Source organism: Gordonia sp. 852002-50816_SCH5313054-c, from assembly GCF_001665925.1.
GTDB classification, from domain to species: Bacteria; Actinomycetota; Actinomycetes; order Mycobacteriales; family Mycobacteriaceae; genus Gordonia; species Gordonia jacobaea.
Genome location: NZ_LZTE01000053.1, coordinates 40,496 through 63,113 on the forward strand (window position 1 = coordinate 40,496; position 22,618 = coordinate 63,113).

The 22,618-nt window shown below is 64.1% G+C and carries 16 protein-coding genes; 7 read left to right on the forward strand and 9 right to left on the reverse strand.

Features of this window, described 5'->3' with window-relative positions:
- Positions 1–241: 241 nt before the first annotated feature.
- Positions 242–1,711: a 30S ribosomal protein S1 gene (rpsA, locus tag A5788_RS12500; RefSeq protein ID WP_049698146.1), complete on the forward strand. Its 1,470-nt coding sequence runs from the start codon at positions 242–244 to the stop codon at positions 1,709–1,711.
- Positions 1,712–1,867: 156 nt separating this feature from the next.
- On the opposite strand, the gene A5788_RS12505 is transcribed toward rpsA, so the two are convergent.
- Genes A5788_RS12505 through A5788_RS12520 form a run of 4 tightly spaced genes read right to left on the reverse strand, consistent with a single transcriptional unit; the run spans position 1,868 to position 6,403 of the window.
- Positions 1,868–2,914, reverse strand: a complete 1,047-nt coding sequence (locus A5788_RS12505; RefSeq protein ID WP_064866889.1) for an isopenicillin N synthase family dioxygenase — start codon at positions 2,912–2,914, stop codon at positions 1,868–1,870.
- Complete coding sequence (gene add, locus A5788_RS12510) at positions 2,911–3,978, reverse strand: adenosine deaminase (RefSeq protein WP_197494436.1); 1,068 nt, start codon at positions 3,976–3,978, stop codon at positions 2,911–2,913. Before add ends, A5788_RS12505 begins: the two co-directional genes overlap by 4 nt.
- Entirely contained in the window at positions 3,978–4,943 is a 966-nt protein-coding gene (locus A5788_RS12515) for an isopenicillin N synthase family dioxygenase (RefSeq protein WP_064866886.1), read from the reverse strand. The genes add and A5788_RS12515 overlap by 1 nt, the downstream gene beginning before the upstream one ends.
- Positions 4,940–6,403: a purine-cytosine permease family protein gene (locus tag A5788_RS12520; RefSeq protein WP_064866884.1), complete on the reverse strand. Its 1,464-nt coding sequence runs from the start codon at positions 6,401–6,403 to the stop codon at positions 4,940–4,942. The genes A5788_RS12515 and A5788_RS12520 overlap by 4 nt, the downstream gene beginning before the upstream one ends.
- A 192-nt stretch (positions 6,404–6,595) precedes the next feature.
- Between A5788_RS12520 and A5788_RS12525 the strand changes: the two genes are divergently transcribed.
- Complete coding sequence (locus tag A5788_RS12525; protein WP_064866882.1) at positions 6,596–7,177, forward strand: helix-turn-helix domain-containing protein; 582 nt, start codon at positions 6,596–6,598, stop codon at positions 7,175–7,177.
- Positions 7,178–7,314: 137 nt separating this feature from the next.
- Positions 7,315–8,508, forward strand: a complete 1,194-nt coding sequence (gene coaE, locus A5788_RS12530) for a dephospho-CoA kinase (RefSeq protein WP_064866880.1) — start codon at positions 7,315–7,317, stop codon at positions 8,506–8,508.
- Positions 8,509–8,515: 7 nt separating this feature from the next.
- Here the strand turns inward: coaE and A5788_RS12535 are convergent, their stop codons facing one another.
- Positions 8,516–9,037 (reverse strand): DUF402 domain-containing protein, encoded by a 522-nt coding sequence (locus tag A5788_RS12535; RefSeq protein ID WP_064866940.1) that lies wholly within the window; start codon positions 9,035–9,037, stop codon positions 8,516–8,518.
- A 79-nt stretch (positions 9,038–9,116) separates the two neighbouring features.
- Between A5788_RS12535 and uvrB the strand changes: the two genes are divergently transcribed.
- From uvrB to helR, 3 genes are all read left to right on the forward strand, one after another.
- Positions 9,117–11,279 carry an excinuclease ABC subunit UvrB gene (gene uvrB, locus A5788_RS12540; RefSeq protein ID WP_049698144.1) on the forward strand — a complete coding sequence of 721 codons (2,163 nt, stop codon included), beginning with the start codon at positions 9,117–9,119 and terminating at the stop codon, positions 11,277–11,279.
- 173 nt (positions 11,280–11,452) lie between these two features.
- Complete coding sequence (locus A5788_RS12545; RefSeq protein WP_049698143.1) at positions 11,453–11,893, forward strand: universal stress protein; 441 nt, start codon at positions 11,453–11,455, stop codon at positions 11,891–11,893.
- A gap of 278 nt (positions 11,894–12,171) precedes the next feature.
- Positions 12,172–14,358 (forward strand): RNA polymerase recycling motor ATPase HelR, encoded by a 2,187-nt coding sequence (gene helR, locus A5788_RS12550; protein ID WP_049698142.1) that lies wholly within the window; start codon positions 12,172–12,174, stop codon positions 14,356–14,358.
- 20 nt (positions 14,359–14,378) lie between these two features.
- Here the strand turns inward: helR and A5788_RS12555 are convergent, their stop codons facing one another.
- From A5788_RS12555 to A5788_RS12570, 4 genes are all read right to left on the reverse strand, one after another.
- Positions 14,379–16,718, reverse strand: coding sequence for a HelD family protein (locus tag A5788_RS12555; protein WP_049698141.1), 2,340 nt, complete (start codon positions 16,716–16,718; stop codon positions 14,379–14,381).
- Positions 16,715–17,482, reverse strand: coding sequence for a hypothetical protein (locus A5788_RS12560; protein ID WP_049698140.1), 768 nt, complete (start codon positions 17,480–17,482; stop codon positions 16,715–16,717). Before A5788_RS12560 ends, A5788_RS12555 begins: the two co-directional genes overlap by 4 nt.
- A gap of 56 nt (positions 17,483–17,538) precedes the next feature.
- Entirely contained in the window at positions 17,539–18,546 is a 1,008-nt protein-coding gene (locus A5788_RS12565; protein WP_049698139.1) for a DoxX family membrane protein, read from the reverse strand.
- 200 nt (positions 18,547–18,746) lie between these two features.
- Positions 18,747–19,433, reverse strand: coding sequence for an MBL fold metallo-hydrolase (locus A5788_RS12570; RefSeq protein WP_049698551.1), 687 nt, complete (start codon positions 19,431–19,433; stop codon positions 18,747–18,749).
- 290 nt (positions 19,434–19,723) lie between these two features.
- Here A5788_RS12570 and uvrA point away from each other — a divergent pair, with 290 nt between their 5' ends.
- Entirely contained in the window at positions 19,724–22,606 is a 2,883-nt protein-coding gene (gene uvrA, locus A5788_RS12575) for an excinuclease ABC subunit UvrA (protein WP_049698138.1), read from the forward strand.
- Positions 22,607–22,618: the final 12 nt, after the last annotated feature.

Sequence of the window (22,618 nt, forward strand, 5' to 3'; positions counted from 1 at the left end):
GTGGCGGGATGCGCTCAGAAGTGGTATTTGCCCAGCACAACGCCGCTAGAGTAAGGTAGACAAAGCGCGTGGAGGCATCTTTCGCGCAGTTCAGCTTGTCGTCACCTGGACGTCACCCTCGTGTGATGACCTGGGAGGACGCAGCTCGGTGGCACTGTGATCGAGCCGCGCGTCGCCTGACATCGCTGTTCAAACAATGTGAACTGTACCTACTACATACCTGTCCGGAGCAACTCAACATATGTCGTCCCCCACGATCACCTCGCCGCAAGTAGCCGTCAACGATATCGGCTCGGCTGAGGACTTCCTCGCAGCCATCGACTCCACGATCAAGTACTTCAACGATGGCGACATCGTCGAAGGGACCATCGTCAAGGTCGATCGTGACGAGGTTCTGCTCGACATCGGTTACAAGACCGAAGGCGTGATCCCTTCTCGCGAACTGTCGATCAAGCACGACGTCGACCCCTCTGAGGTCGTCAACGTCGGTGACGAGGTCGAGGCCCTTGTTCTCACCAAGGAGGACAAAGAAGGCCGCCTCATCCTGTCCAAGAAGCGCGCGCAGTACGAGCGTGCCTGGGGCACCATCGAGGAGCTCAAGGAAAAGGACGAGGCCGTCAAGGGCACCGTCATCGAGGTCGTCAAGGGCGGCCTGATCCTGGACATCGGCCTGCGCGGCTTCCTCCCGGCATCGCTCGTGGAGATGCGTCGTGTGCGCGATCTGCAGCCGTACATCGGCAAGGAGATCGAAGCCAAGATCATCGAGCTCGACAAGAACCGCAACAACGTGGTGCTGTCGCGTCGTGCATGGCTCGAGCAGACCCAGTCCGAGGTCCGCAGCGAGTTCCTGCACCAGCTCCAGAAGGGCCAGGTCCGCAAGGGCGTCGTGTCCTCGATCGTCAACTTCGGTGCGTTCGTCGATCTCGGCGGCGTCGACGGTCTGGTCCACGTTTCCGAGCTCTCCTGGAAGCACATCGATCATCCGTCCGAGGTCGTCACCGTTGGTGACGAGGTCACGGTCGAGGTTCTCGACGTCGATCTCGACCGCGAGCGTGTGTCGTTGTCGCTCAAGGCAACTCAGGAAGACCCGTGGCGTCAGTTCGCCCGGACCCACGCGATCGGTCAGATCGTGCCGGGCAAGGTCACCAAGCTGGTTCCGTTCGGTGCGTTCGTCCGCGTCGACGACGGCATCGAGGGCCTCGTCCACATCTCCGAGCTGGCCGAGCGCCACGTCGAGGTCCCTGACCAGGTTGTCGCCGTCGGCGACGACGCGATGGTCAAGGTCATCGACATCGACCTCGAGCGTCGTCGTATCTCGCTGAGCCTCAAGCAGGCCAACGAGGACTACACCGAGGAGTTCGACCCCTCGAAGTACGGCATGGCCGACAGCTACGACGAGCAGGGCAACTACATCTTCCCCGAGGGCTTCGACGCCGAGACCAACGAATGGCTCGACGGTTACGAGAAGCAGCGTGAAGAGTGGGAGAACCGCTACGCCGAGGCCGAGCGTCGCCACAAGATGCACACCGCGCAGATCGAGAAGTTCGCTGCTGCCGCAGCCGAGGCCGAGAAGGCCCCGCAGGACTACTCGTCGGCATCGTCGGAGAGCCGCAGCGCTTCGTCGAGCAGCGCTCCCGCATCGTCGGGCGGCTCGCTTGCCAGCGACGAGCAGCTCGCCGCACTGCGCGAGAAGCTGTCGGGCAACGCCTGATAGTTCGGACCTGACGGTCTGACACAGCACCAACACAACGCTCCCCGGCTCATTGCGAGCCGGGGAGCGTTGTGTTGTTCGGAATGGCCAAGTCGGTGGGCGTTGAACGCTATCCGTCTATGCGTCGGATGGCGACAGGTGGTCACCCGCAGGGCATCAACTAGATGCCGCCAGAACGCGCGCGGCCTCGCGAACGGCTCCGGCATTGGCCTTGCCCTGCCGTGATCCGGCGAGTTTTGCCTTGATGTGATCACGTACCGTGATCGGCTCGTACGCAAGGCCCGAGTCTGCATCGAGGAATGGCTCCGCGGTCTCGACCACGGCATCAACGTTGCCGTCATGGAAGAAGGCTGCGGATCGACGGCGTGCGACTATCCCTTCGATTACAGGTGGCTTGACTCGGTGCAGCGTCGACATCCAACGATCGTTGGTGATTCTGGCGGTCAGGTCGCCAAGATTGACCAGGAGCGCGTCATCGGCCGGCTGGGCGTTGTGCCACCGATTGTCTGTGCCGAGAATCTGCAATCCTGCGACTTGGTCGGCCCAGAGTACCGTGACGATGCCGAAGTCAGTGTGCTCACCCATGCCAGTGATGTCGTCGGTTGGTGCCGCCATGCCCTCGGTGAGGGCATAGTTGTTCATGCGCAGCACGTCGATCGAGTGATCGGTGAGGCGGTCAAAGTAGTCTGTCGGCAGACTCAGTGCATCGGCGAAAATCGTCGTCAGAGTTCGGGCAACGCGTCCCGCTTCGGCGAAGTAGGCCCGGACCTGCTCCTCGAACCCAGCGGTCTCAGTGGGCCAGACGTTGATGCCGTAGTCCGACTCGTCGAGGTCGAGACCTACGAACGAGCCTGCTTCCACACCGACGTTGAATGCTTCGAAGAAGTCATTCATCCGCGACGACGGTTCGATTCCGACGCTGAGGCTGAGGGATTCGGACTTGGGCGGGGTGTAGCCGCGGTTGGCACCGACGATGCAATACTGCTTTTTGGTCTCGAGCGGGAGTGCGAAGAACGCGTCGATGGCGTCGCCGAGGCCGCTCAGAACGCCTCGAGGAATGCCGTGGCCGACAATCTGCATGAAGCCGACCCGAGTACATGCGGCGTCTACGGCGTCGGCAACCCTGCGGCGGTCGGGGTCGTAACCGTTACTCACGTACGGCGTGATGTCGATCGTCGGTATCTCAAAAGATCTGGTGCTCATAACGTTTCAGCAACCTTTGCGGTGGATTGGTTGGCATAGGCGTGCAGCCAGTCAGCCAAGTCGTTGCGAAGAGTGACTTTGTCGGAATCATCGAGCCAGCACGCCGTGATCGCGTTGTGGGTGAATTGGGCGAGTTGGGTGGCGTCATACCCCAACGCTGTGCTGAGCGCGTAGTAGTCGTTGGTGGGATCGGTGCCGAACATCGGCGGATCATCGGAATCGATACACACAACGATGCCACGGTCGACCATCTCCCTGATCCGTCGATGACTGCCGTCACCGGACCCGCTGTAGCGGCCGATGTCGGAACTGACCGGGGTCGCCGTGAACGGAATCTGCTCGTCGACACACCTTTGTGCAATCCGGTCGTCGGTCACCACGTGGTATCCGTGATCGATTCGGCTGCAATGCAATTGATCGAGAAGGACCTCGATCGCCGATGGTGGGCCACTCTCGGAGTGCGCGGTTCGGTGCAAACCCGCCCGGCCTGCACGCTCGAACGCGGGAGCAAACTGCGCCGGCGGTCCGTTGACCTCTTCGTAGTCGAGTCCGATGCCGACTACTTCGTCGACTCGGTTATCGATCACGAGATCGACGAACTCGATCGCCTCAGCGACTGTGTGTTCGCGATTTATGGCCATGATGATCCGGCTGTCGATACCGCAGTCGCTGCGCGCATCGTGCATCCCGTCGACGATCCCGGCGAGTGCCTCAGCGTATGGCAGGGGACTCGGCTGCGGGGACACGAAGATCTCGCGGTAGGTCACGCCGTGGTCGGAACCGAATACGGTCAGCGATTCATACGTGACTCGACTGAAGTCGTCACGCGTTTGCAGCGACTGGCCCACCAAGTCGTACACGGACAAGAACTGCCCGAGATCGTCGTACGACTGACTGTCGTAAATGCTTGCTGCGTCGGGATTTCCAGGGATCTCGACGCCGTGCCGTCGCGCGAGCTCGACTGCTGTGGCTGCCGGTACTGCGCCTAGGAGGTGGCAATGCAAGCTCACTTTGGGGATCTCGCGTGCCAGCTCCCTCGACACCGACATCGGATGCGCAGCCATCACGGTACCGCGATCGCGCTGTAGCGAGACCGGAGGTAGTCGCTGACGGTGACGGGTTCGTAGTCGTTGTCCCGGCCCAACGGCGGCGGGAACGACTCGATCACCTGATCCAGATCTGCCTCGTAGAAGAAGATGAGCGAGATCAACTCTTCGTCGGGCGCCAAGGGCGAAGGCGGAAGCACACGGTGGCGGGTGGATGTCCAACGGTCCCCTGTCCAGCGCGCCATCAAGTCTCCGATGTTGATGGTGTAGGCGTCCCTCACCACAGGCGCATCGATCCAGTTGCCAGAGCGGGTGCATACCTGCAGGCCCGCGTAGCCGGGTTGACGGTCGAGGATGGTGATCGTCCCGAAGTCGGTGTGCGGCGCGATGCGGTACTGGCCCTCGTGGACCGGTCCGGTCAACCGCAGTGCAGGATAACGGTTGATGTTGAAGGAATGCGGGGACTCGGCGCACCGCTCGGCGAACCATCGCGGATGCAGGCCGGCCGCGGTCGCCAGGAGTTCGAGTAGATCGTCTGCGAATTCACGCATGTTGGCGGCATAGGTCTCGCACAACTGTTCCAGTTCGGCCACCTCGGTTGGCCAGACATTCGCGGGAAACCACTCGGCGTTGACTTCTGCGTCTCCCGAGTCGAGTTCGTGGCCAGACACGAACGTCTCCTTGAGGTCCGGCGGGAGGTCCATCCCGAGCAGGGCACCATTGGCCTCTTTACCCGGCGGAATCCAACCGCGTCCGCCGACCGCGGACGCATAGCGTGCCTTGACATCGGCCGGCAGTGAGAAGAATCGACGGGCGGCGGCGCGTAGGTCGTCGCGCAGCGCGCCGGCGACTCCGTGGCCGCCGACCAGGAGGAATCCGCTTTCGACGAGAGCTGCGTCGACAACTGCCGCAAGTTCATCCCTCTGAGCGGTAGATCCGTTGCGCCACAACGCTATATCGATCAATGGAATTGGCGTGGTCATGCGAGTTCTCCTTCTTTCGCCGCGACGGGTGCGGCGGTAGTGGGTGGTGCGACGATCAGGTCGCTGGTGTGGTCAAAAGGGTGAGGCGTCGTTCGGTCGCTTCGTGATGTCAGCAGGCCATACGAGATCGCTCCGACGACGAGCCCGGCGATGACGCTTAGGTCGGCGCCGCCGAGAGCGGAAGCGAGCGGCCCGGTGTAGATCGACGTGTGGATGCACGCGGTTGCCGCGACCATGCCCAGCAACTGAGCTGTGCAGGCAGGCAACGACCAGGCAACCCGAAGTGGTTGTGTCACTTCTGGATACTGCGCGCGACGGAGCCAGAGGTCCGTGCAGAAGATGCCGGCCCATGGCGCGAACCAGATGATCATGAACAGAAGGAAGTTGTTGACGAAGGTGTAGAAATCGCCGGAAAAGACGACAATGCCGCCGATGACTCCGCAGATAACGCCGTCGAGCATTACTGCTTGCCAGCGCTTTAGGCGAATTCCCATGGCCTGCAGGGTGACACCCGACGAATAGAGATCAACAGCATTGAGCGCGACCATCTGCACGATCACGAGCAGTAGATAGATGACGACCAACCACGTAGGAAACACCGTCGACAACCCGCTCACCGGATCGGTGGCGTCTGGCATGGCGATGCCGATGGCCACACCGAGGGCCATCAGAAACATCTGCGGAATCGCGCCGCCCGCAGTGACTGCTCCAACGATCCGACGGCGTTTCGTCGCTGCCGGGAGATAGCGAGAGTAGTCCGCAGCAGACGATGCCCAACCAAGCCCGGAGCTGCTCGCGACCAAGGCGACTCCGCCGAGGAACACAGCAAGTGAACCTGGTGCGCCGACGCCTGTGCTCACCTTGTCCGCAATCAGCCATGCCATGATCAGGAAAATGGCGGCGAAGGGTAGGACCAGCACTCGGAGAACAGTTGTCACTGCGGAATGGCCGAGTAGCGGCAGGATCGCTTGCAGCACCGACAGTCCGACGACGAGTGCGACCTGGATCGGATTCGACACCTGTACGCCGCCCATTTTTAGTAACGCACTTGCCGCGAGGACCATCACCACCAGGTCGAGGACCTCGTAGCCGAGCATCATGATCCAGTTGAAGAAGGCAACAGGTCGCACTCCGCGACGGCCGAACACAATTCGTGAGACGCCGAATGTGGTCGTTCCGGCAGCCGGGCCGGCCAGCGAGACTACGCCGGTGACGATCCAGGTCAGGTTCCCGAGCACGATCGCGAGTAGCGCTTGCCACACGTTGAGACCGAGGGCCACGAGGATGCTGCCGTAGACGACTGACAGTACGTTGAGCACGAGACCGGACCACATCACGCCGACCTGCCAGGGTCGACCGTGTCGCTCGGACTCGGGTATGTGCTCGATACCTCGTTGTTCAACGGAAATGAGCGACTTCTGATCACTCCCGTCTATCGGTGGTTGGTCTATGCTTGCCATCTGCACGTCCTGGGGTTGTGGTTGGTGTGACGTTCAATTCCAGCGCTCGGGAGGAACAGACTAAGCGCAGCGGTGATTACTCACACCTATAAGACTGAGGCCTTGATACTTCTCAGTTATATTCCGAGTGTTTCTGGCACGTAACGCAGAACCACGGCAACTCAGGAAAGTTCACAGCGGAAGGATGTGGTCATGGTGTCCGAGGCGCTCGATGAGGAGGCGTTGGCAGTCCGTGCCGGCGCTGCGATCCGAGCAATTCGTGAAAGGTCGGATCTATCAATGCGCGAGGTTGCTGCGCGCGCGGGTATCAGCCAGCCGTTCCTCAGCCAGATCGAGCGCGGACTGAGCATGCCGTCGATGATCACGGTCTACCGGTTGGCCGAAGCTCTCGGAGTTACTCCTGGAGACCTCCTTCCGGCCAGCACCGACGACCAGGTCGAGGTCGTCCGCCGCGGCGATGGCCAGATGCTGCCAGTTTCTGATCGTGCTGATGCCGCAATTGGACGCGTGATGCTCATGGACCCGCAGTCGCGATTGCAGATCATCGAGTACTCCATCAAGCCTGATCAGTACATCGGAGAATGGTTCCAGACGCCCGGCGTGCTCGCGCTCTACCTCATCGGCGGCGAGTTGGACGTCACCGTTGAAGGTGCCGGCACGTATCGGATCGGGGCGGGCGAACTCATCACCCACCCCTCGCCGTTGCGGCATCGGTGGCTACTGGTCGACAACCAGCCCGCAGACGCGCTATTGATCATCAGCGGTGATCGGTGAGTGTGGGGTCGTATCCTTTTCGATGATGGCGGAAATGCTCATGCCGCCGGCGACACAGCGTCCATGGGTCTTGTCGAGGTGACGGTGTTGTCGATGTCGCGCAAAAGCTCTGGCGGTCGTTTGCCACACTGGACCTCGTGATCCGTGTAGGGCTCTCCGGCGGCATCGGAGCCGGCAAATCGACCGTGGCCAAGACCTTCGTGGAGCGGGGTGGATATCACATCGACGCCGACAAGATCGCCCGCGAGGTCGTCGAACCCGGAACGCCCGGTCTGACGCAGTTGGTTGAGGCTTTCGGCGACGACATTCTGGCCGCTGACGGGACGCTCGATCGGCCAGCACTGGCGGCCAAGGCGTTCGTCGACGACGAGAGTCGGCAGAAGCTGAACTCGATCACGCACCCGCTGGTCGGTGCCCGTACGCAGGAACTGCTCGCCGAGGCGCCGTCGAATGCGATTGTGGTGCAAGATATCCCGCTACTCGTCGAGGGCAACATGGCTCCGTTCTTCCATCTCGTCGTGATCGTGGGGGCAGACGAGGAACTGCGCGTCCAACGGTTGACCGAGTTGCGCGGCATGCCCGAGGACGACGCACGCGCCCGAATACGCGCCCAGGCCACCGACGAACAGCGACGGGCCGTCGCCGACGTCTGGCTCGACAACTCGGGCACACCAGACGATCTCGCGGACGCTGCCGCACACCTCTGGGACGAGCGGTTGGTGCCATACGAGGAGAATGTGCGTTCCCGGACGATCGTCCCCGGCCCGTTGGCACTGGCCGATCCCGAGCCGGCATGGGCGGCCACGGGTGTGCGACTGGTCAATCGCCTGTGGGCGATCGTCGGCGACAAAGCGTCGGCGATCGATCACATCGGGTCGACGGCGGTGCCGGGGTTGATCGCGAAGCCGACGATCGACATCCAGATCACCGTCGCCGACCTCGACGTCGCGGATGCTCTGGCCGACGTGCTGGCCGACGGCGGGTTCCCGCGTAATCCAGAGAATACGAGCGACCGGCCGAAGCCGGACCCGGAGACCGGCTCGGTCGATGACGGCCTGTGGGGCAAGAGGTTCCACGGTTCGGCCGATCCCGGGCGGTCGGTCAATGTGCATGTGCGGGCGCAGGGATCACCGGGCGGTCGGTTCGCCGTCGAGTTCCGCGATTGGTTGAGGTCAGACGCCGCAGCACGTGACGAGTACGCCGAGATCAAGCTGGCCGCAATGGCCGCTGCAGACGGCGACCGCGACGCGTACGTCGCGGCGAAGGAACCCTGGTTCGATCGGGCATATGCGCGAGTCGCCGCCTGGCGTGCCGGTCGTCGGGAGACCTAGCGCGACGTCAGTCGTCGAGCCACGACACGCGGCCGCCGTTCGCGGTGTCGAGCCACTTCTGGATGTCGTGGTCATGTTCGGCCGCACCCACCAGTGCCCGCCGTGCGATGTGGACGGCCTCCTCGCACTCGGCGGTCGACAACAGGCTCGCTGCGTGTGCGTCGAACAATTCGTCGACGTCGATGAGTTCGAGTGGGCGACCGGGAACATCGACGAGGTCGAGGTACCAGTCCTCGGCGTGCCAGCGGCCATCGTCGTCGGGACCGTGGAAGCGTCCTATGTCGAGGTAGAGGCGCTGCCCGGTCCGATGCCCATCGACGAAGTGGAAGATGTTCGCGCGAAGTCCGAGTGCGGGGAGCAGCCAGGATTCGAGGTGCCTGAATCTGGGGTGATCGGCCGTGCGCGACATGTAGAGACCGAACGCGGTCTCCTCGTATCGGTCCACCGGTCGGACGAACCCCTTGTTGTCCGTATTGGTCATTGCAGGAACGTCGAAGATCTCCCGCTTCGGCGGGTGCAGATCGGACATCGTCACACCTTAACCGCAGGTCACGGGGTGTGCGTGAATCCGGAACAGATTTGTCATAGGTCGCGTTTACCCTGGCACTATGGCTTTTGCTACCGAACACCCGATTCTCGCGCACTCCGAGCACCGTCCTGTCGGCGCCGTCGAACGTACCGAGGGTCGATTCGAGGTGGTCAGCGAGTATGAGCCCGCAGGTGACCAGCCCAAAGCCATCGACGACCTCGAACGTCGTATCGGGGCGGGGGAGCGCGACATCGTCCTACTCGGCGCCACCGGCACCGGTAAATCCGCGACCACCGCGTGGTTGATCGAGCGGGTCCAGCGCCCGACGCTCGTGATGGCACCGAACAAGACACTTGCTGCGCAGCTCGCCAACGAACTTCGAGAAATGTTGCCGCACAACGCTGTCGAGTACTTCGTCTCGTACTATGACTACTACCAACCCGAGGCGTACATCGCCCAGACCGACACGTACATCGAAAAGGACTCGTCGATCAACGACGACGTCGAACGCCTGCGGCACTCCGCGACGTCGAGTCTGCTGTCACGGCGCGACGTGGTGGTCGTGGCATCGGTGTCGTGCATCTATGGCCTCGGCACGCCGCAGTCCTACCTCGACCGTTCGGTCGAGGTGGAGGTCGGCGACGAGATCGACCGCGACGCACTGCTTCGATTGCTGGTCGACGTGCAGTACACCCGTAACGACATGTCGTTTACCCGCGGAAGCTTCCGTGTCCGCGGCGACACCGTCGAGATCATCCCGTCGTACGAAGAGTTGGCGGTGCGGATCGAGTTCTTCGGCGACGAGGTCGAGGCGCTCTATTATCTGCACCCACTGACCGGTGATGTGGTCAGACAGGTTGACACGCTGCGCATCTTCCCCGCGACGCACTATGTCGCGGGACCTGAGCGCATGGAGAAGGCGATGACGAGCATCGAGGAAGAGCTCGAGGCGCGCCTGGCCGACCTCGAGGGCAAGGGCAAACTCCTCGAGGCGCAGCGCCTGCGCATGCGCACCAGCTACGACCTCGAAATGATGAGGCAGGTCGGGTTCTGCTCGGGCATCGAGAACTACTCGCGCCACATCGACGGCAGGCCGGCGGGCAGCGCCCCCGCAACGCTGATCGACTATTTCCCCGACGACTTCCTCCTCGTGATCGACGAGTCGCATGTGACGGTCCCGCAGATCGGCGGCATGTACGAGGGCGACATGTCGCGCAAGCGCAATCTGGTCGACTTCGGGTTCCGGCTACCGTCCGCGGTCGACAACCGTCCGCTCACCTGGGACGAGTTCGTCGGTCGTATCGGGCAGACGGTCTATTTGTCCGCGACGCCGGGCGCGTACGAACTCGGCCAGTCCAACGGAGAGTTCGTCGAGCAGGTGATCCGCCCGACCGGGCTGGTCGATCCGCAGATCGTGGTGAAGCCGACCAAGGGGCAGATCGACGACCTGGTTCACGAGATCCGTGATCGCACAGAGCGCGACGAACGCGTGCTGGTGACGACATTGACCAAGAAGATGGCAGAAGATCTCACCGACTACCTTCTCGAACTCGGTATCCGTGTGCGCTACCTGCATTCCGAGGTCGACACGCTACGAAGGGTCGAGTTGCTGCGGCAGCTCCGATCGGGTGAATACGACGTGCTGGTCGGTATCAACCTGCTGCGCGAGGGACTCGACCTTCCCGAGGTGTCGCTCGTCGCGATCCTCGACGCCGACAAGGAGGGATTCCTGCGGTCGACGACATCGCTGATCCAGACTGTCGGGCGTGCTGCCCGTAACGTCTCGGGTGAGGTGCACATGTACGCCGACACGGTTACCGAGTCGATGCGCAACGCGATCGAAGAGACCGAGCGTCGTCGTGAGAAGCAGGTGGCCTACAACAAAGAACACGGCATCGACCCGAAACCACTGCGCAAGAAGATCGCCGACATCCTCGATCAGGTGTACCGCGAAGCGGAGGATTCGGCAGTCGACGTCGGTGGCTCCGGCCGCAACGCCAGCCGTGGACGGCGAGCGCAGGGAGAAGTCTCGAAGGCGAAGGGCGGCTCCGCGGGGGTCGTCGAGAAGCGAGATGTGGGATCGATGCCACGAGCCGAGCTCGCCGATCTCGTCGCGCAACTCACGGAGCAGATGATGAGCGCGGCTCGCGATCTGCAGTTCGAACTCGCCGGAAGGCTGCGCGACGAGATCGCAGATCTGAAGAAAGAGCTGCGCGGCATGGATGCCGCCGGAATCAAGTAGTTGGCACTCCCCATTGGGACGTTCGTCCCACTCGGGTGCGCGGTGTAGCGATCGCCGTGATCATCGGACAAATGTTGCGTGGCACACTATCCTGCCGATTCAGGTGACTCTAAAGTTGTCGTGATCGATGAAGTCCGCGAATGTGCGGAATCAGACATGTGTGGAGGTCAGGGATGGGCGCTTACCAGACGATCGTCGTCGGAACGGACGGATCGGAATCGTCGTTGAAGGCGGTCGATCGCGCGGGTGCGATCGCGGGCGATTCGAAATTGGTGATCGCATGTGCATATTTTCCGAACGATCGCGGCGCCGGTGAGGCTGCGGACGTCCTTAAAGACGAGGCTTATCAGGTGACCGGAAGTGCCCCGACCGACGAGATTCTGCGTCGGGCGAAGGAGCGGGCATCGAAGTCGGGGGGCACGCAGATCGTGGCACGCCCGGTGAAGGGCGCACCCGTGGATGCTCTGCTGCAGTTGGTCACCGATGTTCAAGCTGATCTTCTCGTCGTCGGCAATCGTGGACTGAATTCGATTGCGGGACGTCTGCTGGGTTCGGTGCCGGCCGACGTCGCGCGTAAGTCTGCGTGCGATGTGCTGATCGTGCACACCACCTAGTTCGCTTCTCCTCGAAACCAACAGCCGGGCAGACGGATTCGTCTGCCCAGCTGTTGCGCGTGTGCTGGTGGTTCGACGTATGCCGCCGTGATGAAAAGTCGTCGTGATGAAAGCCGTCGCGATGTGCTGTGGGGAGCGTGACTCCCGATCCGCCGTGGTCACTGCTGCGTCCCTGCCCTTTTCACTATAACGCGAGGTAGGGGCCTTGCCGCAAGGCCCCCATCCGGGTGCACAATCGGTGATTCCGCCCCCCGCCCAGCCTTTTTCGGAGTCGCCCAGTGCCCGCAGTGACCGACCATGTCTTCAATCTTCCGCCCGAGTCACCGAAATCCGTCCCGACTCGTATCGAGAGCGACGTGCGCCATTTCGAGGACACCACTGCATCCCTCGCCGGCACGGTCGATGCGCTCTCAGCCAGGCTCGACGCCGCGCGCAGGGCAGAGGGTGGAGGTGGGCAGCGCGCATCGGATCGCGACCTCGAGATTCATCAGTTGACCAGCCGTCTGCGGACGCTGCGTCGCTATGGCCTCGACCTGTGCATCGGCCGGATGACGCTGATCGACGAGCCTGACCCCGTCTACATCGGTCGCGTCGGGGTGACCGATCAGTCGGGCCGCCAACTGCTCGTCGACTGGCGGACCCCCGCCGCTGCTCCGTTCTTCAACGCGACCGCGGCGCAGCCGATGGGCGTGCGTTCCCGCAGACGCTACCGATGGACGCGCGGGCAGATCACCGACTACTGGGACGAAGTGTTCACCGCGGACGCCGCCGACGATGGGGTCTGGCTCGACGGCGATTCGGCGCTGCTCGCAGGCCTCTCCGCGAGCCGTTCGCCACGCATGCGTGACGTGTTGTCGACGATCCAGGCCGACCAGGACGCCATCATCCGCGCCGACTCGGCAGGCGCGCTGGTCGTCGACGGCGGCCCCGGCACCGGAAAGACCGTCGTCGCGCTGCATCGCGCCGCTTACCTGCTCTACTCCGACGCGCGGCTCACGCGCGGACGTCTGCTGATCGTCGGACCACACGAGCAGTACCTCTCGTATGTCGCCGATGTCTTGCCGAGTCTCGGTGAAGAAGGCGTGCAGACGTGCACGTTGCGCGATCTGGTCGCCGAGGGCGATACCGCGGTGCGAGAGGCCGACGATGTGGCGGCGGCACTGAAGTCGACGGCGGGGATGGTCGACGCGATCGAGACGGCGGTGCGGTGGTACGAGGAACCGCCGACGGAACCGCTTCTTGTCGAGACCGAGTGGGCGGATGTGACTCTGCGGCGGCGGGATTGGGCCGAAGCATTCGCGGCGCCCGAGGCCGGCATGCCACACAACGAGGCGCGCGGCGCGATCTGGCAATACCTGGCCGAGACGGTGCGGCGACGCATCGGCAACGATGACCTCGACCTGGACGACGTGCAGGAATCGTTGCGGCGCAACGACTCTCTTGCGGCGGCAGTGGGGCGCGCGTGGCCGATGCTCGACGCGACGGATCTCGTCGGCGACCTGTGGTCGGTTCCCGCGTTCCTCCGAATGTGTGCGCCGTGGTTGGCGCCGGATGACGTGCGACGGCTCCAGCGCGAGCGTCCGGATGCGTGGACCGACGCCGACCTCCCGCTTCTCGACGCCGCGCGCAACCGATTGGGAGACCGCAGTGCGGACGATCGGCGTCGCCGCCGGTCCGCCGCGCTGCGAGCCGAGCGCCGTCGTATGGACCTCGTCGTCGACGACCTCATGGCGTCGACGACCTACGACGACGGCGAGGGCCTGATGTCGATGCTTCGGCAGAAAGACCTGCGCGACGTTCTTGTCGACGATTCGGCCGCGCCGGACATCGAGCCCGGCACCTTCGACGGGCCGTTCGCGCACATCATCGTCGACGAGGCGCAGGAACTCACCCCGGCGCAGTGGCGAATGGTGCTGCGGCGCAACCCGTCCGGAAGCATCACGATCGTCGGCGACAGGGCGCAGGCGCGGGCGGGGTTCGCCGAGTCGTGGTCGGAACGGCTTCGCAGCGTCGGATGCCGGGACGTGCGCGTCGAGTCGTTGTTGATCAACTATCGAACGCCCGCCGAGGTCATGGAGGCGGCCGAGCCGGTGATCCGAGCTGCCATACCGGATGCCAACGTGCCGTCGTCGATCAGGGAATCGGGACTGCCCGTTCGACATGCCTCGCACGGTGACCGAGATGTGATCCTCGCCGAGTGGCTCGCGCGCAATGACGAGGGCGTCGCGTGTGTGATCGGTGATCCGGACTTCACCAGCACGGGCCGGGTGCGCGCACTCGATCCGATCACTGCGAAGGGCCTCGAGTTCGATCTGGTCGTGGTTGTCGAGTCCGAGGTCTTCGGCTCGGGGATCACCGGGGCCGTCGACCGCTACGTATCGATGACTCGTGCGACCCGCGAACTCGTCATCCTGCACCCCGAGGGCGACCATACGGGCGATCAGGATGAGCGATCAGGAGTGTGACGGGCGTCGTCGAAAGCCGTTCAGCGACGCGGCATGTCGTCGAGCTCTGTTGGCAGCGGGTCGGCGTTGACCACGACGAGGCGCTGCGTGCTGCGGGTCAGCGCGACGTAGAGATCGCTGTATCCGCGCGGCGACTGAGCGATGAGTGCGCTCGGTTCGACGACGACAGTCGTGTCGAACTCGAGCCCTTTACAGGTGGTGACCGTGTGGACGCGGGGGAGCTCGTCGACGCCGAGTGTCGTCGGGTCGAGGCCGGCGACCAACTGCGAGGTGGCGTCGAAGAGGCTGTCGGGCACCACGATTCCGGTCAGCCCGCGCAGTTCCGGTCGCGTGGCCTCCTCGATCGCAGTCGCGACGAGCTCGGCAGTTGACACCGAACGGGCATACGGATCGATTCCGTTGCTGCGCAACGAGGTCGGCGGTGTCAGTGAATCGCCGACGTGCGCCAGGACGCGCGCGGCGTAGGTCATGATCTCACTCGGCGTGCGGTAGTTGACGGTCAGCTCGCGCAACTGCCAACGGTTCGCGACGTAGGGTGTCAGTACCTCGCTCCACGACGTCGTGCCCGCAAGGTCGCCGGTCTGTGCGGTGTCGCCGATGATGGTCATCCACCGGTTCGGGATTCGGCGCATCACCATGCGCCACGCCATACCGGACAACTCCTGGGCTTCGTCGACGATGACGTGGCCGAATGTCCAGGTGCGGTCGTTGAAGGCGCGCTCCGCGGTGGTCGCGCGTTGTACGTCGGTCTGGCGCGCGGCGAGTTGCTCTGCGTCGATCAGGTCGTAGGCCATCAGGATCTCCGGGTCGAGTTCGTCCTCGAGATCCTGTGGTGCCGAGCCGGTGAGGATGTCGAGCGCATCCTGGGCGTCGGCGAGTTGTCGACGCCACCGCTCGCGTTCGGCACGTTCGGCCTCATCGGTGCCGTAGCCGACGAGTTCGGCCAGTTCGTCGAGCAACGGAACGTCGGCGGGAGTGAACTCGTCGCTCTCGCTGCCCTTTTCCGCTTTGCCGACTGGCCTGCGGCGTGCCCGGTGGAGCGCTGCGCGATCATCGTCGGACCAGCCCGGCGTGGCCTTGCGGATGGCGGCGGGGTCGTCGTAGAGGTCGCGGAGAACGTCCGTCGGAGTGAGCGTCGGCCAGAAGGCGAGCACCGCCTCACGGATATCCGGATCGCGACCCATGTCGTCGCGAATGTCCTTGAGGTCGGCGGGCGTGAGGAGTTGCGACCCGTCGAGCAGACTGGCGCCGATCGCCGCCGAGTGTCGGGCGGCGAGTGCGTCGAGTGCCGAGCGCAGGAATACCGGCTGCGCCTGGTTGTGCGCCCTGCGCGACCCGCGGGCCGCCGTACGCGCTGCCTTGACGAGTGCACTGTCGATTTCGACCCGGTAACCGTCGAAGTCCACGGATACCGGCTTGGTCGGCAGCGACTCGTGTGCCCGAACCGTGCGCTTGAGCACGTCGAGCATCTGTAAGCGCCCCTTGACCTCTCGGGTGCGTCGAGGTTCGTCGGCGGTCGCGGTGACGCCGGGGAAGAGCTCGCCGATCGTCGCGAGGAGCACTCCGGACTCACCGAGCGAAGGCAGCACCTGGCCGATGTAGTCGAGGAAGTCGCTGTTGGGGCCGATGATGAGGATTCCACTGCGCGAGAGGATGTCTCGATGTGTGTACAGCAAGTATGCGGCGCGGTGGAGCGCCACGGCGGTCTTGCCGGTGCCGGGGCCGCCCTGGATGACCGTGACGCCGCGGTGCGGTGACCGGATGATGAGGTCCTGCTCGCGCTGGATGGTCTCGACGATGTCGGTCATCTCGCCGGTACGTGCGGCGTTGAGGGCAGCTACGAGCGCGGACTCGTTGACCACGTCGCCGTGCGCTGACTCGTCGATCGAAGCCTCACCCGCGGTGAGGAATTCGTCGTTGACCTCACGGACGCCACGATTTCGCGTGCGGATGTGTCTGCGGCGAGCGACCTCTTCCGGCGCTGCAGGCGTTGCGAGGTAGAACGCTCGCGACAGGGGCGCCCGCCAGTCGAGAAGCAGTGTCGTGTCGCCGTCATCGTCGTCGAGGACTCCGATGCGTCCGATCCGCCGGGTTTCGCCGTCGTCGAGGTCGAGGCGGCCGAAATACAGATTGTGTTCGGCGGCATCGTATTTCGCGAGGTCGTCGACGTACATGCGTTCGTAGGACTCGCGTTCGGACAGCGCCTGCGGGGTTCCCGCGGACTCGCGCAGGGTTGCGGCGAGTCGACGACGGGTGTTGGCACGCATCCTGTCCAGACGCCCGTACACGGCGTCGAGGTGTGTCTGTTCCTCATCGATCCGGGGATCGGTGCGTTCGGTGTGTGTCGGCGAGGTACTCATCGGATCTCATCGTCGGGTTCGGCGTGCGTACCGAATGCGGTATGTGCGGTGCTGTCGGGATGGTGGGGTGCGGTGTCGCGGCTGAGGCCGTCGGGACGGCACTGTCCGCGGCTCTGGATGCGCCGTGTCAGATCCTTGCCCGCTGTCAGATCCTTGCCCGCGTCGGTGTCGCCGAGTCGCGCGCAGACGATCGCGGGCGGCTCCGCCAGCGACGGGTCGTCGAGCGCTTCCGCAAGGTGCGCGAGGACTGCGGACTGGGTCGAGAAGGGGAGCGGGGTCGAGCGTCGATCGGTGAGGATTCCGTGTCGTGATGCGTATATGGCGAACTCGCGCACCGGCATCGGTGAGCGGAGGGGAGCGGAGTCGACGTCGTCGAGGAGTTCACGCAGGGGATGAGAAGTCGTGGTCACTGTCAATCGATGGTAATTGGGTTCGGTGCGGTCGAGTGCGGCGAGTTGGTCGTTGTCGAGCCAGAACGCCGTCAGAGGTGTGTTGGCGCCGGGGGACGCGAAGGGAGCTGCCGGAATGTATCCGCGGGCCGACACGTGGCCGGAATACCCGACAGCGATACCGCTCACGACGACGCGGGCAGGACGGATGTCGACGCCGCCCACATCGGCGAGCTTTGTGGTCAGCACCGCGCGTGATGCGTTGGAACCGACGGCAACCATGAGCGTGCGACCTTCGTGGCGCATCTCCAGAGGGGCGTAGTCGGTGTCCGCGACCCACGGATAGTGCTGTGGCGGAAACGCGGCGGACCCCATGCGCCCGCTCGGAGTCTGTTCCGAAGGCGATGGGGTCCGCGCGTAGAGCGAAGGGGTCAGGACCGGGCCTTGCGCCAGCGCTTCTTGCTGTCGGCGACGGCTGCGTCGGCCTTGTCGCCTGCGGTCGACACCAGTTCCTTGGCCGACTCTGCGAGCTCTGCGGAACGCTCCCGCGCGGCTTCGGCGAGCTCTGCGGAGCGCTCCCGAGCGGCTTCTGCGATCTCGGGGGCGCGGTCGCGCACCTTGTCGGCAAATTCTGTGGAGCGCTCGCGTGCCGTCTCAGCGATCTCGGGGGCGCGGTCGCGCACCTTGTCGGCGAACTCCGCCGAACGCTCGCGGGCGTTTTCTGCGACGACGGGCGCACGGTCGCGCACCTTGTCGGCGAATTCCGCCGAACGCTCGCGGGCGTTTTCTGCGACGACGGGCGCACGATCGCGGAACTTCTCCGCGGCCTCGGCAGAACGCTCTCCCAACTTGTGCGCGTCCTGCTTGAGGAGACCTGCGGCCTCGCTGGACTTCTCACCGAGCGTCGACGCGGAATCCTGTGCGTGCTCGCGGATCGAATCCCACGCTGTGGTGCTCGCCTTCGCGCCGAGTGGCAGGGCCGCGAGTGCGGCGTCGGCCTTGCGTCGACCACGCCACGCGAGCGAGGGCTTGCCCTCGGTGTCGGCCGCCGAGATCAGCAGGCCGCCCATCAGGCTCAGGTTCTTCAGGAAGTGTGTGCGCTGCATACTCCGCGCAACCGGGTCCGACTCTTCCCAGAAGGGATGGCCGGCGAACGTCGTCGGTGCGAGGGAGCCCGCCAGAACGGCCGACGCGAAGCGTGGGAACTTGCCCGTCGCAAGGAGGACACCGCTCGCGAGTTGGATGCCGCCGTTCACTCGGACCAGCGTGACCGGATCGGTGGGGATGACGGAGGTGACCTCGTCCGGCAGCACACCGACGGTGCTCTCCACGAAGGGCTCCGCGATTTCTGCTCGCTTCTGCGGGTGTCGCAGGGCGTCATAGCCGGAGACGATGAACACCGATGCGAGCATCGGTCGGGCAATACGGCGGAGGATCATCTTGTTGACACGGTCCCTTCGGAAGTCACTGTGTTAGTCGGTCACTGTGCTTTTCGTTTACTGCGGCTCTTCGGTCACTGCGTTGGTCGATCACGCGTTGGACTGGGGTCGGCGGCGCTCTATCGAGGCTACCCGTCCGGTGTCGGGGCGCTCGGCGGAGTTGATGATCTGGCGCAAGTGTTGTGCGTGTAGGCCGATTCTCACCAGCCGCGTTCGCGCCATTCGTCCAGCGACGGGCGTTCGGTGCCGAGGGTCGTGTCCTTGCCGTGGCCGGGGTACACGACGGTCGAGTCGGGATAGCGCTCGAAGAGCTTGGTCTCGACGTCGTCGACGAGAGTGTCGAAGTCGCCTGGCGCCCAGGTCTTTCCGACGCCGCCCGGGAAGAGGGAATCGCCGGTGAACAGGTGGACGACGCCGCTTGCGGGATCGGTGAGTGCCAGCGCGATCGATCCGGGCGTGTGGCCGACGAGGTGGATTGCGTCAAAGGTCAGGTCGCCGACGGTCAGCACGTCGCCGTCGTCGAGGAGGATGTCGGGGGTCACGGGCAGTTCGGGAGCGTCGATCCTGCCGGCCGCGGTCGGCGCTCCCGTCGCTGACGCGACGTCGGCAAGTGCCTGCCAATGGTCGTAGTGCTGGTGCGTGGTGAAGATCGTGCGCGGGGTGCCGTCGAGTTCGTCGAGCACATCGCGAATGGTGTCCGCATCGTTGGCGGCGTCGATGATGAGTTGGTCGCCGGTCGCGACACTGGTGACGATGTAGACGTTGTTGTCCATGGGCCCAACGGAGATCTTCACGATCGAGGCGTTGCTCAGTGTGCGGCGCTGCGGGCCGGTCTCGGACAGATCGCCGGTGTATTCGTCGGTGATGGTGAGGTCGGACGAGGTCATGAACTCAGCGTAGCCACGCAGGTCGACGCGGTGGACGAGGATGGGAACACCTGGTGGGCCGCGTATCGTTGACAAGTGTTGTGACGCCGCCTGGAGACCGCCGGCTCGGCGTCGAGATTTCTTGTCGGTGGCTGCCGTTATGGTGAGCCGCGGACACGCCCAACGAGACAGACACGCCCAACGTGACATCGGTCGACGATCGGTGCCCAGCGGCGGCCGGATGCGCGGCGATCCCGCGCAGGGGCTGGCCAAGACGTATGGACCAGCCAAGACATGTGGATAGGACAGTAGTGGTTGATCGTTTGATCGTCCGTGGTGCCCGCGAACACAACCTTCGCGGTGTCGATGTTGATCTGCCCCGCGACAGCCTCATCGTGTTCACCGGACTCTCGGGTTCGGGGAAGTCGTCGCTGGCTTTCGACACGATCTTCGCCGAGGGCCAACGACGCTACGTGGAGTCGCTGTCTGCGTATGCGCGGCAGTTCCTCGGGCAGATGGACAAGCCCGACGTCGACTTCATCGAAGGACTCTCGCCCGCGGTGTCGATCGACCAGAAGTCGACGAACCGCAATCCTCGGTCGACGGTCGGCACGATCACCGAGGTCTACGACTACCTGCGCCTGCTCTACGCACGCGCCGGCGTCGCACACTGTCCGATCTGCGGTGCCGAGATCGCCAAGCAGACACCTCAGCAGATCGTCGATCAGGTGCTCGCCATGGACGAGGGCACCCGCTTTCAGGTCCTCGCGCCGGTCGTCCGCACTCGTAAGGGTGAGTTCGTCGACCTCTTCGCCGAACTGCAGACCCAGGGCTTCTCCCGTGCGCGCGTCGACGGCAAGATCCATTCGCTGACGGACCCGCCCAAGCTCAAGAAGCAGGAAAAGCACGACATCGACGTCGTCGTCGACCGGCTCGTCGTGAAGCCGAGCGCCAAGCAGCGTCTCACCGACTCGGTGGAGACGGCCCTGCGGCTTGCCGATGGCATTGTCGTCCTCGACTTCGTCGACATCGAGGAGAACGATCCCCACCGCGAACGTCGATTCTCCGAGCGCATGGCGTGCCCGAACGGACACCCGATCGCCATCGACGATCTCGAGCCGCGGTCGTTCTCCTTCAACTCGCCGTACGGCGCATGTCCCGAATGCGACGGCCTCGGGATTCGCAAGGAGGTCGACGAGGACCTCGTCGTGCCCGATCCCGACCTCTCACTCTCCGAGGGCGCCATCGCCCCCTGGTCGACCGGACACAACGCCGACTACTTCCTGCGACTCATGTCCGGTCTGGCCGACGAGATGGGATTCGACGTCGACACCCCGTGGAAGAAGTTGCCCGCCAAGGCGCGGAACGCGCTGCTCAACGGCAGCGAGCACCAGGTGCACGTCAAGTTCCGTAACCGGTACGGACGGACGCGCTCGTACTACACCGAGTTCGAGGGTGTCATGGCGTTCCTCAACCGCCGCATGGACCAGACCGAATCCGAACAGATGAAGGAACGGTACGAGGGGTACATGCGCGACGTTCCGTGCCCGGTCTGTCAGGGTGCGCGGTTGCGTCCGGAGATCCTCGCGGTGACGCTCGATCACCCCGAATACGGACCGAAATCGATCGCCGAGGTGTCGGCGCTGTCGGTGGCCGACGCCGCGGGCTACCTGGGCGGATTGAAGCTCGACAAACGCCAGGAGGCGATCGCCGGCCGCGTCCTCAAAGAGGTGCAGGCACGCATCACGTTCCTGCTCGACGTCGGACTCGACTATCTGTCGCTGTCCCGTGCCGCAGGGTCGCTGTCGGGTGGCGAGGCGCAGCGAATCCGTTTGGCCACTCAGATCGGTTCGGGTCTCGCCGGTGTCCTCTACGTCCTCGACGAACCGTCGATCGGACTGCACCAGCGCGACAATCGTCGACTGATCGACACCCTCACGCGACTGCGCGATCTGGGCAACACGCTGATCGTGGTCGAACACGACGAGGACACGATCCGCGCAGCCGATTGGATAGTCGATATCGGACCGCGCGCGGGCGAGCACGGCGGCAAGGTGGTGCACTCCGGTAGCTACAAGGATCTGCTGAAGAACCGCAAGTCGCTGACGGGCAACTACCTGTCCGGCCGCGAGACGCTTCCGGTCCCGCCCATCCGTCGGCCGATCAACAAGAACCGCCAACTCACCGTCGTGGGGGCGCGCGAGCACAACCTGCGCGGCATCGACGTCTCGTTTCCGCTCGGCGTGCTCACCGCTGTCACCGGGGTGTCCGGATCCGGAAAGTCGACGCTGGTCAACGACATCCTTGCGACGGTGCTCGCCAACAAGCTGAACGGTGCGCGTCAGGTACCGGGCAGGCACACTCGCGTGAACGGCCTCGGCAACCTCGACAAGCTCGTGCAGGTCGATCAGTCGCCGATCGGTCGGACACCGCGCTCGAATCCGGCGACCTACACAGGCGTCTTCGACAAGATCCGCACGCTGTTCGCAGCGACGACCGAAGCGAAGGTGCGCGGCTACCAGCCAGGACGGTTCTCGTTCAACGTCAAGGGCGGACGCTGCGAGGCGTGTCAGGGCGAGGGAACCATCAAGATCGAGATGAACTTCCTGCCTGACGTCTACGTTCCCTGCGAGGTGTGTCACGGTGCGCGGTACAACCGCGAGACCCTCGAGGTGCACTACAAGGGCAAGACCATCTCGGAGGTTCTCGACATGCCGATCGAGGAGGCCGCCGACTTCTTCGAGCCTGTCACCTCGATCCACCGCTACCTCAAGACGCTCGTCGACGTCGGCCTCGGATACGTCCGTCTCGGACAACCCGCACCGACACTCTCGGGCGGTGAGGCCCAGCGCGTCAAACTGGCCGCCGAACTGCAGAAGCGGTCGGCAGGCCGAACCGTCTACATCCTCGACGAGCCGACGACCGGCCTGCACTTCGAGGACATCAAGAAGCTCCTCGACGTGATCAACGGACTGGTCGACAAGGGCAACACGGTGATCGTGATCGAGCACAACCTCGACGTCATCAAGACTGCCGACTGGGTCATCGACATGGGACCAGAAGGTGGAACGGGCGGTGGCACGGTGATCGCCGAGGGGACTCCCGAAGACATTGCGGAGACACCGGGAAGCCACACCGGGAAGTTCCTCGCCGACGTGCTCGAGACAGGGGAGCCGGTCGCGACTGCCGGCTGATTCGTGTTTGCC